General features: G+C 64.2%; 12 protein-coding genes, 1 tRNA gene and 1 pseudogene. 10 read left to right on the top strand and 4 right to left on the bottom strand.

All coding sequences use genetic code 11. The features are described 5' to 3' along the window. Nucleotides 1–48: 48 nt before the first annotated feature. Nucleotides 49–1,221: a Fic family protein gene (locus tag G6N13_RS10010; protein WP_163696655.1), complete on the bottom strand. Its 1,173-nt coding sequence runs from the start codon at nt 1,219–1,221 to the stop codon at nt 49–51. Between the two features lie 752 nt (nt 1,222–1,973). On the opposite strand from G6N13_RS10010, the gene G6N13_RS10015 reads away from it, so the two are divergent. Then, the gene (locus tag G6N13_RS10015; protein ID WP_163696657.1) at nt 1,974–2,240 is read left to right on the top strand and encodes a hypothetical protein; all 267 of its coding nucleotides are present in this window, start codon (nt 1,974–1,976) and stop codon (nt 2,238–2,240) included. 808 nt (nt 2,241–3,048) lie between these two features. Here the strand turns inward: G6N13_RS10015 and G6N13_RS10020 are convergent. Next, nucleotides 3,049–3,122: transfer RNA gene (locus G6N13_RS10020), tRNA-Gly, on the bottom strand. Between the two features lies 1 nt (nt 3,123). On the opposite strand from G6N13_RS10020, the gene G6N13_RS10025 reads away from it, so the two are divergent. From G6N13_RS10025 to rfbA, 8 genes and pseudogenes are all read left to right on the top strand, one after another. Next, nucleotides 3,124–3,354 carry a hypothetical protein gene (locus G6N13_RS10025; protein WP_163696659.1) on the top strand — a complete coding sequence of 77 codons (231 nt, stop codon included), beginning with the start codon at nt 3,124–3,126 and terminating at the stop codon, nt 3,352–3,354. Nucleotides 3,355–3,780: 426 nt separating this feature from the next. Then, nucleotides 3,781–4,908, top strand: a pseudogene (locus tag G6N13_RS25020) (beta-1,3-glucanase family protein). Between the two features lie 20 nt (nt 4,909–4,928). After that, entirely contained in the window at nt 4,929–5,510 is a 582-nt protein-coding gene (dcd, locus tag G6N13_RS10045) for a dCTP deaminase (RefSeq protein WP_163696665.1), read from the top strand. 179 nt (nt 5,511–5,689) lie between these two features. Continuing rightward, nucleotides 5,690–7,342 (top strand): DUF7159 family protein, encoded by a 1,653-nt coding sequence (locus tag G6N13_RS10050; RefSeq protein WP_235677988.1) that lies wholly within the window; start codon nt 5,690–5,692, stop codon nt 7,340–7,342. 83 nt (nt 7,343–7,425) lie between these two features. Then, nucleotides 7,426–8,754, top strand: coding sequence for a UDP-glucose dehydrogenase family protein (locus tag G6N13_RS10055; protein WP_163696669.1), 1,329 nt, complete (start codon nt 7,426–7,428; stop codon nt 8,752–8,754). 10 nt (nt 8,755–8,764) lie between these two features. Beyond that, the gene (locus tag G6N13_RS10060; protein ID WP_163696671.1) at nt 8,765–9,529 is read left to right on the top strand and encodes a maleylpyruvate isomerase family mycothiol-dependent enzyme; all 765 of its coding nucleotides are present in this window, start codon (nt 8,765–8,767) and stop codon (nt 9,527–9,529) included. A gap of 18 nt (nt 9,530–9,547) precedes the next feature. Further along, complete coding sequence (locus G6N13_RS10065; RefSeq protein ID WP_163696673.1) at nt 9,548–9,922, top strand: nuclear transport factor 2 family protein; 375 nt, start codon at nt 9,548–9,550, stop codon at nt 9,920–9,922. Nucleotides 9,923–9,927: 5 nt separating this feature from the next. After that, nucleotides 9,928–10,794, top strand: coding sequence for a glucose-1-phosphate thymidylyltransferase RfbA (gene rfbA, locus G6N13_RS10070; protein WP_163696675.1), 867 nt, complete (start codon nt 9,928–9,930; stop codon nt 10,792–10,794). Here rfbA and G6N13_RS10075 read toward each other — a convergent pair. Next, on the bottom strand, nt 10,745–11,986 hold the full coding sequence (locus tag G6N13_RS10075; protein ID WP_163696677.1) for a YibE/F family protein: 1,242 nt from the start codon (nt 11,984–11,986) through the stop codon (nt 10,745–10,747). The two genes, rfbA and G6N13_RS10075, sit on opposite strands and share 50 nt — an antisense overlap. Before the next feature lie 31 nt (nt 11,987–12,017). Then, nucleotides 12,018–13,310, bottom strand: coding sequence for a pyridoxal phosphate-dependent aminotransferase (locus G6N13_RS10080; protein ID WP_407663888.1), 1,293 nt, complete (start codon nt 13,308–13,310; stop codon nt 12,018–12,020). A 168-nt stretch (nt 13,311–13,478) separates the two neighbouring features. Between G6N13_RS10080 and G6N13_RS10085 the strand changes: the two genes are divergently transcribed. Continuing rightward, on the top strand, nt 13,479–13,901 hold the full coding sequence (locus tag G6N13_RS10085) for a hypothetical protein (protein WP_163696679.1): 423 nt from the start codon (nt 13,479–13,481) through the stop codon (nt 13,899–13,901). The last annotated feature ends 67 nt before the right edge of the window (nt 13,902–13,968 follow it).

A 13,968-nucleotide genomic window follows, 5' to 3' on the forward strand; every position in this document is an offset into this window, starting at 1 on the left:
GCCGACATGTGTCCGGGCGCGTTCTCGTGACGTATCGAAGCTCTGATATCACCCGTTGACCGTTCGTAGGATTTCAGGTGCCACAAACATCCGGTCCTGGCGTCGGCCAGTGATCTCCATCAGAATACCTTGCTCTATCAGTTTGCCAACCGCCTGATTCGCCGCTTGAAAGGACTTGTCGAGCAGGTGCTTCGCAGTTGGAACGTCGATCACCGGGTATCCGATGAGTACTTCTGCGATCTCTACTGGCGACCCGCGCATCCCCTTCGCTCGCAGGTCGGTAACCATTCGGTCGCGTATCGCCAAGAGAGTTTGGATCTTCGTAAGCCCCTCGCGGGCTTGGACTTCCACAGCTTCCGCGAACAACTCGACCCATGGACTGAAGTCCCCCGAGAGTGTGACGTTGAGCAGGCCGTCTTGATACAGCTTCCTCCGTGATTCAAACCAGGGTGCGATGTTCAATACGGGCCAACGAAGTTCGCCCGTTTGCATGATCTGAAGCAATGAGATTAGGCGACCGAGTCGGCCATTGCCATCCCCGAACGGATGAAGCGTTTCGAACTGATAGTGGCCGATTGCCATCTTCGCGACAATTAACAGATCGGACTTTTGGTTGATCCAGTCTTCCCACGTGGCTACCCCAACGATGAGGTGATCTCCGGCAGGGCACGGGACGAAACGAGCCTCGTGGATCGGACGATTCTCGGCACCAATGGCAACTTCGTGTGGGCGGAGGTTTCCGGCGTCGGCCGTGTCGCCCTTGGTGCGGCGAACGATGACCCGCTGAAGCTCCCCGAGGAAGCTGCGCGTGATTCGCCGTTCAGTTATGTTCTGAACGGCAAGCTCTGACGCCTCCACGTAGTTGCGGATCTCGCGCTGTTCGTAGGACATCTGACTGTCTTGCAGGAAGTCGGCCTCAAGAACTTCCTGGAAGGTTGCGTAGGTGCCTTCCAGTGCGGATGTACTGGCGGCCTCGCGGCGGATGATTGGGCGTACCAATATCTCGGGTCTTGGTAGCTGAGCGACGGCCTCATCAAGTCTTGCGATGGCCATGGCGGCCCTTGCGGCAGCAGCCGTGGCGCTCGGCGATAGGTTAGGAACTGCTGGGAGTGGGTCCGGTAGATACGCCCAGTACGTCCACTCTTCCATCGTGCGGGGATCCACTCCACCGATTGGCACAAGGGTGCCGATGGGCGAGCGGCCCACGGCGTCTACGTCCATACGTTCAACTTTACGCCGGTTAGGTTGAACGTTCCGATCTACCTTCAACATAGGTGGACGCATAAGGTCCAAATTCAACTTATTAGCTTATTTAGTTGAATCACACCTCTGTTGGTTCAACCTTCTTGGGGCCTTGACCCCCGTGTAGTGGACACGGGATTTGTGGTTACGCGGCTTCGGGCAGCGTAGCGGGTGTGTGGCTCTTTTCGTAGGCGGCCGGGCTGGAATAGCGGGGCATCGGGAGTGCCGTCGTGTGAGGTTGTCGCGACCAGCCAGCGGAACACTTCGCGGCGACAGGTGGCAGCCTCGGGCCAGTTGCTGCGGTCTTGCAGGATCTCGCGACCGCGCGGGCATTGAACTCGTCGTCGCACTTCTTGGGCATGATGGAATCAACCTTCCCTCGAAAGAAGGTGTGCATCAAACGCGGGACGGTTCATACAGTGGTTTTGGACTCTCGTCAGCGTCACCGATCGGTCTAATCGGGGGTCGCGACGGGTTCGGGGGCTTTGCGACCGAACTATGGCGTAGGCGATATGTCCTGGTTAAGTGAGAGCCGATGACGGGAATCGAACCCGCGTATTCAGCTTGGCGAATCTGCGGTCGTAGACGTTCGCTACTGTTCGTTAAAGTGCTGCGCGCCATCGTGTCTCGCGGTTGCTCGGTACGCCCAGATACGGGTAAGTTCACGGCGTGTCGCGGGCGTTTATGCGGGGAAAATACGGAGCAGTTGCAAACGAGTACCGTTGTCCAGCATGAGGATGCTCGCACCGCTGATCGGCCTGGTGCTCGTCGTGGCCGCGGTCGTCTATGTGACGGCGGTGGTGGTGGCCATCGCGGCCGTGTACGGGCTGTACCGGCTGGCCCGTGCGGGGTGGTCTGCTCATAGGTCGCGTGCGGCGGCCGTCGAGCACCAGCGCGCTCAGATGGCTGCGCGCGCCGAGCTGCAGCACCGCTGGTATCTAGCCGGTGATCCGCGCGGCACCTATGGCCGGTACGCACCGGTGTGGCCTCGTGCATGACACAATTGGAGAGGTCCGGGGCGCCCCTCTGTTTCACAGAGGCATGCGCCCCGGCTCCATTGACTGCGTGCCATGCCATGAGCCGAAGACGCGGCGCGAAAGCATCCGCGGCCGCAACGCGTGGAAGCGCAAGCCGGAAGCTCATCCGGCTCTGCGCCGCGGCTGATCTACCCCCCTGGCCTCCAGGGGTCCCCCCGCCCACCTCGCCTCGCCGTGTAGTTCTGTGTCTCGGGGTTTGTACGGGTCTGGGGGTTTCGCGGCGGTGGCCACGCTGGGGCAGCCGAAAGGCCTTGTGCTACAGCGAATTAGAGTGCGTGAAAACCGTTATGGTGCAGGGGAATCGAATCGCTAGGCTTCGCGCGCGCGATAGGCTTGCAGGCGGCATGCTTCCGAGCACCATTTGCGGCGGCCGGCCACTGGCGCGGAGCAGTTTGGGCATGCGTTAACCCGTACGGTCACTGTCCTGTTGTGCAGGGGATTCGGTGGTATTTGCGGTGCTTTCCGAACGCCTCTCGGCGGTCTGAATTACGTTGTCTACCAACGTGTTAGGCCTGTCTGAAGCGGCCGAATCGGTGTCGGGGGAATTTTTTCCCAAAGCGTACAGAGCACTTCGCGGAGATAGGACGAATTCGTCGTAGGAACCGGCTGTCGGTGGCCTTTTCGGTGGTCTAAACGCTACCGGGGCAGACCGACAACCTGGGGAAACGCAGCTAATCGAACGCATGTTCTTGCCGAACAAAATCCGAACAAAACGGACTTGAGAATAATCCTAGGGGAGCTAGCTACAAGCTCTGAGCTGCGGTTATCATGGAGCCGATGACGGGAATCGAACCCGCGTATTCAGCTTGGGAAGCTGATGTTCTGCCATTGAACTACATCGGCGATGGACACAGACGTTAGCACCGAGCACGCCGAAGGTGTAAACAACGTCGCTACCAGTAGCTGCCGGCCCAGCGTGACCGCATTCAGCCACGTCGCACGGGACCTGATGAAGTTCATCGCGCACGCTGGTTGGCTTGGGGTCGCCGCGGTGGCTATCGGAATCGGCGCCGCATTACTGGCCAACCCTGCGACCGGGCATGCCGAAACCTCGAACTCCGATAGCGCCGTCTAGTCGTCCCGGTCGCAGGCGCACGCAACGGCGCCCAGTGCCCGCGCCACCTCGACCACGCCGAGGCGCGGCGCTTCGCGTGCTCTCCGGGTGAGCCTGCCATCCGCCGCCAATCTGGTTCGTTCTGTTCAAGCGGCGCAACGCAATTGGTTCCAACGCACGTTTGAAGCCGTAACTCCCGCGCTCCCGCCGCAGACCAGATCGGAAGCACTCGATCACGGTGAGACCAGTGATCCGTTCCCGCTCGGCGGCGTCGATACCGACGGTCGCGGACTCACCGACGCCTACACCGACACTTTCAAGGTCACTAACTCGGACTTCTGGAGTGGCCCGCATACCCACGGCCTGTCCGCACTGGTCAACCTCCTGACGTTCGGCCTGTTCGGCTCCAGCGGTCATGCCGCGACCGGCACCGTCACCATCGACGTGGTGCCCCACAACGCGGGAACGTATCCGGTCAACTTCGTCAACAATTCGCCCTTCAGCAGCGGCCAGGTCTACGTCACCGTCGTGGGACAGATCTCCAAAGACCACTGGGCCTGGGTGGACCAGAACGGGACCGCCCATGCGATCAACAATGCGGACGCGAACGCGCCTGGTCATCTGGTAGAGGATGGCGTGAACTACGCCAACATGTCCTACACCCTCGACCAGGCCGGCAATCTGCGGATGCCACCCGAATTGCAGGGCGACCGAATCTACGTCTCGATAAACCAGCCGCTCCACATCGCGATCAGCCCGGACAACACTGGCTAGACCGTTACCGACCCCGTCGACGTCACCAATCCCAACTACGCCACCGTCCACGACTGGTTCGAGTTCACCTACCAATACGGCGGAGTGCCGTTCGGCGGCAACACCACTCAGGTCGACCAGTTCGGGCTGCCGCTGAGCTTCACCCTCGCGCAGGGCTCCTTCTCTGCCACCCGCGGCACCGCCGTCAGCCGCAATCAGGTGTTCACCACCTACCAGAACTCGGTGCCATCAGAATTCCAGCAGCTCGTCATCAAGGACGGCCAAGGCAATCCGGTGCGCATCGCGTCGCTTCGATCAACGCAGCCCGGCGCACTGGCGCGCTACCGCGACGAACCGGTCGACGCCTTCTGGAGCAAGTACCAGAATCAGGCATTCGCGCTCACCTCACCCGGCGGCTAGACCGTGACCGGCCAGGTCAACGCCAACAACCAATTCGCCTACACCGTCACCGCGCTCAACCCCGATGGTGTCTCGGGCAGCTACGTGATGGACAAGCCGACCACAGCGCAGGTCTTCGCCGGGGACGGACCGCTCGTCGGCAACCACGAACAGGGCACCGTCTTTGCCCAAGTCGACGCTGCCTTCAACCGCGGGGTCGCGGCCTCGCCGGACCAAGGGGGCACTGTCGCGGCGTACTACCCCGCTGACACGAGTTACAGCGCTTACGCACAGGTCTTCCACGAGCTTGGCCTGGACGGCAAGAACTACGGCTTCCCCTACGACGACGTGAACAGCCAGAGATCAGTGCTCATCCACGCCAACTCGCTGCCGCCTGACGCGGTCACCATCGCGATCAACTGATCCGCCAGTACGCTCGTCGCGTGCTGCTCTCCGATCGTGACATCCGCGCCGCCATCGCCGATGGAAGCCTGGGCATCGACCCCTTCGACGACAGCCTCGTGCAGCCGTCAAGCGTCGACGTCCGGCTCGACAGCCTGTTCCGGGTCTTCAACAACACCCGCTACACCCATATCGACCCCGCCAAGCAGCAGGACGAGCTGACCAGCCTGGTCGAGCCCGCCGACGGCGAGCCGTTCGTGCTGCATCCCGGCGAGTTCGTCCTCGGCTCGACGCTGGAGTGCTGCACCCTGCCCGACGACCTCGCCGGCCGGCTGGAAGGCAAGTCGTCATTGGGGCGCCTTGGCTTGCTGACCCACTCGACCGCCGGTTTCATCGACCCGGGCTTCTCTGGCCACATCACTTTGGAACTGTCGAACGTGGCCAACCTGCCGATCACGCTCTGGCCGGGGATGAAGATCGGCCAGCTGTGCCTGTTGCGGCTGACGAGCCCCGCCGAAAACCCGTATGGCAGCGCCGGCGTCGGCTCGAAATACCAGGGCCAACGTGGGCCGACACCGTCGCGTTCGTACCAGAACTTCATCCACTCCAGGCCCGGCGAGTAACCTCAGTGCTCCAGGGTCAGCTGTCACTCACCAGCTAACCCGTCCGGCTGTAACGGAGCCGCTACCAGCGGCGATGAGCTTTCTAGTCGGGCGGCTCCAGCAGGGCTGATCGCAGCAGCGGGTCGGGGGACCCAGCAAACAACCTTGGAGGGGTAGTGGACATCGCACTCGGTGTGTCCATGACACCATCAACGGTGCGCATGGTGCTGGTCGAAGGCGAGAAAGCCGACGGAGTCACCGTCGACAATGACACCTTCGACGTCGCGACTGGCGAAGGTTCGGCAACCGTGGCCGATCAAGTTGTCGCGGCAATTCTGGGTACCCGCGAGAGCGCCACCGAAGGTGGCCATCGTCTGGTTTCCACCGGCGTCACCTGGACCGACCACGCAGCCGCGGCGGAGCTGCGCGACGCGCTCAGGGCCCGCAAGATCACCGATGTTGTCCTGGTGTCTGAACTGCACGCCGCGGGCGCGCTGGCACAGGTGGTCGGGCGGGCCGTCGGCTACGACCGCACGGCGCTGATGTTGCTCGACCGCGACAACGCGACCGTCGCAGTGGTCGAGACCGCTAGTGGCGCGATCGTCAAAGTCCAGACCGAGAGCCTGCACGCCCAAGATGCGATCGCCGAACTTCAGCGGATGATCACCGGCTTGGAAGGCCTGGACCAGCCGCCGCAGGGCCTGTTCGTTCTCGGCGCCGGCATCGACGTGGCAGCCGTGAAGTCACAGCTCGCGCTGGGCACGATGTTGCCCGTGCACGCACCAGAGGAAGCCGAACTGGCCCTGGCCCGCGGTGCTGCGCTCGCATCGGCCGCAACGCCTCGCTACGAAGCGTCGACCGTCGGCTTGGGTTACGCCCGGGACCCCGATGGCACCACCGCCGGTAAGGCTTACTCTGCCGGTGCGGACACCGAGATGTCGGCAGCCGGGATGTCGGCAGCCGGTACCCAGATGGCTGCCGCCGGCTACATGGCCCCGCTCGGCTATAGCGAAGTGCTCGACGAGTTGGACGACGACTTCGGCTACCACCCGATCCCCGCCGATCCCGATTTCACCGTCGACGAGCCGGAGCGCAAGCCGTTCCTGCTGGTTGGCAGCGCGCTGACCTCGGTCTTTGTGATCGGTGTGGTCGCCCTGGTGATCTCCCTGGCAGTCAGCATCCGGCCGACGGTAGATCAGCGCCCCAGCCCGGCCCAGAGTGTCGTGGTGCCGAGCAGCCAGGCCGCCGCGCCCGTCGCCCCTGAGGTGGCCGCACCGTCGGCCCCGTCGGTTCCCGAAACCATCCAGGAGCCAATGCCCGTCGTGCAGCAGGCACCTCGGACGGTCTACGTGACCCCGGCGCAAGCGCCCGCTCCTGCTCCCGCCTCCGCAGCACCTGCACCCGCGCCGGCCCCCGAGGTGCCGGCACCCGCTCCCATTCCTGAGGCCCCGGCCCCGGCCCCGATCGCGCCCGTCATTCCGGCCCCGATCATCGCCCCGCCCGTGATCGTGCTGCCGCCGCTGTTGCCGCCGTTCCTGCGACCGCCGCGGGCGCCGCGCTATCCGTCGTACCCGTCGTCGCCGAATTACCCGTCCCAGCCCTCGGAGCCGACGCAGCCCTCGCCGCCCTCCCAGCCCTCGTCGCAGTCGGAGCCCTCACAACCGTCGAACCCGACGACTCCGTCCTCGCCAGTGACCACCGAGGTGCCTGGTGCTCCCAGTGCCCCCAGTGCGGCCGGTGGTTCGGGCGGTTACGGCTCGGGATCCGGTGGCTCGGGTTCGGGTGGTTACGGCGGCGGATCCGGCGGCGGTTCGCAGAGCCCGTTGTGGCCTTGGCCGAGTTTCGGGCACTGACCGAGTCCCGAGTTCACCGGCCGTTAGCCTCACGCTCAGTGTCATGATGCGGTCGCATCATCGGAGCTCCCTATAGAGGCAGTATGCGATGCACAGTGTTTGGCACCGGTTATCTAGGAGCAACCCACGCCGCGGGCATGGCCGAGCTTGGTCATGACGTCATCGGGATCGACGTCGACCCCGGCAAGATTGCCAAACTGTCATCCGGCGACATCCCGTTCTATGAACCGGGGCTGACAAAGGTGTTGCAGGACAATCTCTCTGCTGGCCGCCTGCAGTTCACCACGGACTACGACGCGGCGGCCGAGTTCGCCGATGTGCACTTCCTCGGTGTCGGAACCCCGCAGAAAAAAGGTGAAAACGCCGCGGATATGCGCCATGTCTACGCCGTCATCGACGAGCTGGTGCCCCGGCTGACCCGATCCGCCGTGATCGTCGGCAAGTCAACGGTTCCCGTGGGAACCGCCGCCGAACTGAGCCGGCGCGCGCAGTCGCTGGCCCGAGACGGTGTTGACGTCGAGATCGCCTGGAATCCGGAATTCCTGCGCGAAGGATTCGCGGTGCAGGACACCCTGCATCCAGACCGGATCGTCGTTGGCGTGCAGCCTGATTCGACCCGCGCCGAGGCAGTGTTGCGGGAGATGTACGCACCGCTGCTCGCCGAGGACATACCCTTCCTGCTGACCGACCTGCAGACTGCCGAACTGGTCAAGGTGTCGGCCAATGCCTTCCTTGCCACCAAGATCTCGTTCATCAACGCGATCTCCGAGGTATGTGAGGCCGCCGGCGCCGATGTTCGGTTACTGGCCGACGCGCTGGGTCACGACCCACGCATCGGGCGTCGATTCCTTAACGCGGGGTTGGGTTTCGGGGGTGGCTGCCTGCCCAAGGACATCCGGGCTTTCATGGCGCGTGCCGGCGAGTTGGGCGCCAACCAGGCGCTGACGTTCCTGCGCGAGGTGGACAGCATCAACATGCGCCGCCGCACCCGGATGGTCGAATTGGCCACCACGGCATGCGGCGGATCGCTGCTGGGCGCCAACATCGCCGTGCTCGGTGCGGCGTTCAAGCCCGAGTCCGACGATGTGCGGGATTCCCCGGCGCTCAACGTCGCCGGCATGCTGCAGCTCAACGGGGCCACCGTGAACGTGTATGACCCTAAGGCGATGGACAATTCGCAGCGGCTATTCCCGACGCTGAACTACTCGACGTCGGCCCTGGAGGCCTGCGACCGTGCCGACGCCGTGCTGTTGCTCACCGAATGGCAAGAGTTCGTCGACCTCGACCCGGACGAGTTGGCGCAGCATGTTCGGTCCAGAGTCATTGTGGACGGCCGCAATTGCCTCGGCGCCGACCGATGGGCAGATGCGGGATGGAACGTTTATGCGTTGGGCCGACCGCTGGTGACGTAGGTTCTCCTTCGTGGACTTCGCAACTGCACTGATCGCCGAAAACGCGGCATTCGCTGAGCTTCTGCGCAACGCCGATCTCTCGATTCCGGTGCCGACCTGCCCGGAGTGGACGCTGCAGCAGCTGATGCGCCACGTCGGGCGCGGTGACCGGTGGTGTGCCCAGATCGTCGCCGAAGAATCGATGGAGTACATCGACGTGCGCGCTGTCGCCGGCGGTAAGGCGCCCGAAGGTCAGGACAACGCGATCGAGTGGATAGAGGCCGGTCCGCGCCAGCTGATCGATGCCGTCGCGCAGACCGGCGCCGACACCTCGGTGTGGACGTTCCTCGGCCCGCGGCCCGCCTCCTGGTGGATCCGTCGGCGTCTGCACGAGGTCCTGGTCCACCGGGCCGATGCCGCCATCGCGTTGGGCGTCGACTTCGACGTCGACCCAGCCCTGGCCGCCGACGCCATCAGCGAATGGCTGGAGCGAGTCGTCATCCAGGCCGACGACGAAGGCCCCGCCGGTGGCGACCGGCCGCTGGGGGACGGGCAGTCTCTGCATCTGCACGCCACTGAGCCCGATCTCGGCGAGGCCGGTGAGTGGACCATCCTCGGGTGCCCTGACGGTATCGCCGTCGACCACGAGCACGGCAAGGCCACCGCCGCGCTGCGAGGTCCGGCGCGCAGCCTGCTGCTGGCCGTGGTGCGCCGTCGCACTGCTGCCGAGGAAGGCCTGGAGGTATTCGGTGACCCGGGTGTCTGGGACACCTGGTTGGCCCGCACGCCCTTTTAGACCGGTAGTTTTAGCGGGATGAGCACTTCGGAGATCGCCACCGTTCTGGCCTGGCATGACGCGCTGAGCACCGCCGACCTCGACACCCTGATTTCGCTGTCCAGCGACGATATCGAGATCGGGGATGCCGGTGGCGCCGCGCAGGGTCATGCCGCGCTGCGGGAGTGGGCACAGCGTTCGCCGGGCACCATCGAGGTGGGCGAAATCTATTACCGCGACGGTGTCGTCGTCGTCAGCGAGACGTTGACCTCCGCGGCCGACCCGTCCGATGTCCGCACCGCGGCATCGGCCTTCCGCGTGGTGCACGATCACGTCACCTCGGCGTTCCGCCACGACGACATGGCGGCTGCCCTGGCCGCTACCGACCTGTCCGCCGAAGACCTGCAGGCCTGACCGACTTGCGCGGGATCATCCTGGCTGGGGGATCCGGCACACGGCTGTATCCGATCACCATGGGTGCCAGCAAGCAGTTGCTGCCCGTATTCGACAAGCCGATGATCTACTATCCGCTGTGCACGCTGATGATGGCGGGCATCCGCGACATTCTGGTGATCACCACCGCTCACGATGCGGCAGCGTTTCACCGGTTACTCGGAGACGGCGCACGGATCGGCGTCAACATCAGCTACGCGGTCCAAGACCGGCCCGACGGGCTGGCGCAGGCGTTCCTGATTGGAGCCGACCACATCGGTGCCGGCGCCGTCGCACTTGTCTTGGGCGACAACATCTTCTACGGACCCGGCGTCGGAACCAGCCTGAGCCGGTTCCGAGATATCCACGGCGCAGCCATCTTCGCTTACCAGGTCGCCAATCCGTCGGCCTACGGGGTGATCGAGTTCGCCGCCGACGGCACCGCGCTGTCGCTGGAGGAGAAACCGGCCCATCCCAAGTCGAAGTACGCGGTGCCGGGGCTGTACTTCTACGACAACGACGTCATCGAGATCGCCCGCGAGTTGCGGCCCTCGCCGCGCGGCGAACTGGAGATCACCGAAGTCAACCAGACGTATCTGGACCGGGGCCGGCTAGCGGTCGAGGTGTTGCCGCGCGGCAGCGCCTGGCTGGATACCGGAACCTTCGACTCACTTTTGGACGCAAGCGATTTCGTGCGCACCATCGAGTACCGCCAAGGTCTCAAGGTGTCCTGCCCCGAAGAGGTGGCCTGGCGGATGGGCTTCATCGACGACGAACAGCTGGGCCGCTGCGGGGCCGAGCTGGTCAAGTCAGGCTATGGCGGCTACCTGCTGAAGCTGCTGGACCAGGGGTAGCCAACACCGCGGCGATCGCGGTGGTCAGCGGCACCGACAACGCCAGCGCGATACCGCCCACCGCCGAGCGCGCGATCTCGATGGCCACGCTCTCACTGGTGAACACGTCGAACAACGACCGGTTGGCGACGCTGAACAACAGCAGCAGCGGCAGCGAGCTGCCGGCATAGGCCAGCACCAGGGTGTAGACCGTACTGGCGATGTGATCGCTGCCGATGCGCATGGCACGCAGGAAGATCTGTCTGCGGGAGTGGTCGGTGTGCGCGAGCTCGAACACCGCCGATGCCTGGGTGATGGTCACGTCATTGAGGACGCCGAGGGAGCCGATGATGAACCCGGCCAGCAGCAGGCCCTGGATCGACACGTGGCCCATGTAGGCCGCAACCTCGTTGTTCTGATCCTCTGAAAGGCCGGTTAGATGCGCGACTTCGATTGCCGCCCAAGATAGTCCCGCTGCTAGCAGCATGGCGGTCAGGGTGCCAAGCAGGGCCGCACTGGTGCGCAGACTGACACCGTGCGCCAGAAATATCACGGCGAAGAGGATGATCGCCGAGGCGACGAGCGCGACGGGAACCGCTGGGGCGCCGTCCCGTAACGCCGGCAGCAGGAAGACCACCAGCACTCCGAAGGCCACGACGATGCCGACCAGCGCGCGTAGTCCGCGCCACCGGGCCACGGCCACAATGACGATCGCGAAGACCGCTGCCAGTGCGATCAGTGGCCAGGTGCGCTCGTAGTCATAGAAGCTGTAGGTGGTCGTGCCCTGCTGGTCGACCTGTCGGAAGATGCGAATGGTGTCGCCTGCCAACAGGTTTGGCTGACCGGGGCCGGGGGAGAACTCCAACATGGTCGTCGCGCCCTGGTTGGGTCCGCTGTCGATCGCTACCACCGTCTGCACACAGCTGCCGCTGCCGGATATCCCGGGGGCAGGCGATGCGGTGAGAACCTGGCCCGCCGACGGGCTGGAACAGTCGGCAAGGCTGCTGGAGAGCACATGACCGCCCTCGGTGGTGACCGCGCCGCCCTGGCCGTTCTGGAAGGGCAGGGGAATATCGACTTTCGACCCGCTCGGCCACAACACTGCTGCGCCGATGACCGTCGCCAGACCGAGCACGGCCAGTGTGGTCACCACGATCCGGGCGGCCAGTGGGCTCAGCGGCACCGGGCCGGTGTGTGAATGCGAATGCGTCACCCGGTCAGGGTAGAGCCGCTGGGCTGAGCATTTACTGGCGGTAGCTGGCCAGGAAGTTGCCCAGCCGTTCGATGGCCTTGGTCAGGTCGCGTGCCCACGGCAGCGTCACGATCCGGAAGTGATCGGTCGCCGGCCAGTTGAAGCCGGTGCCCTGGGTGACAAGGATCTTCTCTTGCAGAAGGAGATCCAGCACCATCTGTTCGTCGTCGTGGATATCGTGCACCTCGGGGTCCAGCCGCGGGAACGCATACAGCGCGCCGGTGGGCTTGACGCAGGAGACGCCGGGGATTTCGTTGAGCTTGTTCCAGGCGGCGTCCCGCTGCTCGAGCAGCCTGCCACCGGGTAGGACCAGGTCGTCGATGCTCTGGTGACCGCCCAGGGCTACCTGAATGGCATGTTGCGCAGGCACATTCGGGCACAGGCGCATGTTGGCCAACAGGCTGATGCCCTCGATGAAGCTGCTGGCGTGTTCCTTGGGGCCGGTGATGACTAGCCAGCCGGATCGGTAGCCGGCCACCCGGTAGGCCTTAGACAGCCCGTTGAACGTGAGTGTCAGCAGGTCCGGCGCCAGCGAGGCCAGGCTGATGTGCTTGGCGTCGTCGTAGAGGATCTTGTCGTAGATCTCGTCGGCCAGCAGCAGCAGCTGATGCTTGCGCGCCAATTCGACCATCTGCTCGAGGATTTCGCGGCTGTACACCGCTCCGGTCGGGTTGTTCGGGTTGATCACGACAAGCGCCTTGGTGCGGTCGGTGATCTTGGATTCCAGGTCGGCGACGTCGGGCATCCAACCGTTGGTCTCGTCGCACAGGTAGTGCACCGAGGTGCCGCCGGCCAGCGCCGTCGACGCCGTCCACAGCGGGTAATCCGGCGCGGGGATGAGCACCTGGTCGCCGTTGTCGAGCAGCGCCTGCAGGGTCATCGTGATCAGCTCGGAGACCCCATTGCCGAGGTAGACGTCGTCGATATCGAAGCGGGGAAAGTTTTCGACCAGTTCGTAGCGGGTGAACACCGCGCGACGGGCGCTGACGATGCCCTTGGAGTCCGAATAACCCTGGGCGTCGGGCAGCGACGCGATCATGTCGCGCATGATCACGTCGGGCGCCTCGAAGCCGAACGGGGCGGGGTTGCCGATATTGAGCTTGAGGATGCGGTGTCCCTCGTTCTCCAGCCGGTTGGCGTGCTCGTGAATCGGCCCGCGGATCTCGTAGAGAACGTCCTGCAGCTTGGTCGACTGCGTGAACGTGCGCGGCCGAGGATGCTGGCTCGTGCCGTTGCACGGTAACTGGTAGATAGTCACGCAGACGATTCTCCCATTCCGACGCAAACTGGTTTCTTCTGTAACCGATTGTGGCTTTGCTATGCCGTGCGGAAGTCACGATTGAAAGTCACCTCGGATACAACTGCGACTCTCCTGTGCGGACGCCGCTATTAGGGCTGAAGTCACTGCTAGGTTGAGTCGTCACTCTCGGTCCGACGGCGCAAGGGGATGAACGTGAAGATCACACGCACATTGACGTCTGCTGCTGTGCTGGCTATGGCCGGTGCTTTCGGCTTTGCTGCTTCCGCGTCTGCCGATCCGGCAGCCATCAACGGCACCTACGCCCTCAGGGGCGGCAACGACGGGGCCGTCGTGACAGTGGTGTCGGCTTGCGATCCCGTCGTCAACGGTTGCACCGCCAACCTCACCAGCACCCGGGGCTGGACCAGCGTGGCCACCTTCACCAACGGCAAGTGGAACTTCACGGTCACCAAGCCGAACGGGATCGTCTGCGATAACGGCAGCTACGCGCCGGTGCGGATCGCCTACTCGGTGGATGCCGCGACCATGGCAGGCACGATGACCGCCGACTCCAACGGCGACTGCCCGGGCGGGCAGATCACCCAGGTTCCGTTCCAGCTGACCAAGATCGGGTAGCTCTTCACCCACGCTGTCCTTATCGACACAAAGATCGAGTAGCGGTGTCGCTAACGACAGCCTCGCG

The sequence above is a fragment of the Mycolicibacterium sarraceniae genome (assembly GCF_010731875.1).
Classification (GTDB): Bacteria; Actinomycetota; Actinomycetes; order Mycobacteriales; family Mycobacteriaceae; genus Mycobacterium; species Mycobacterium sarraceniae.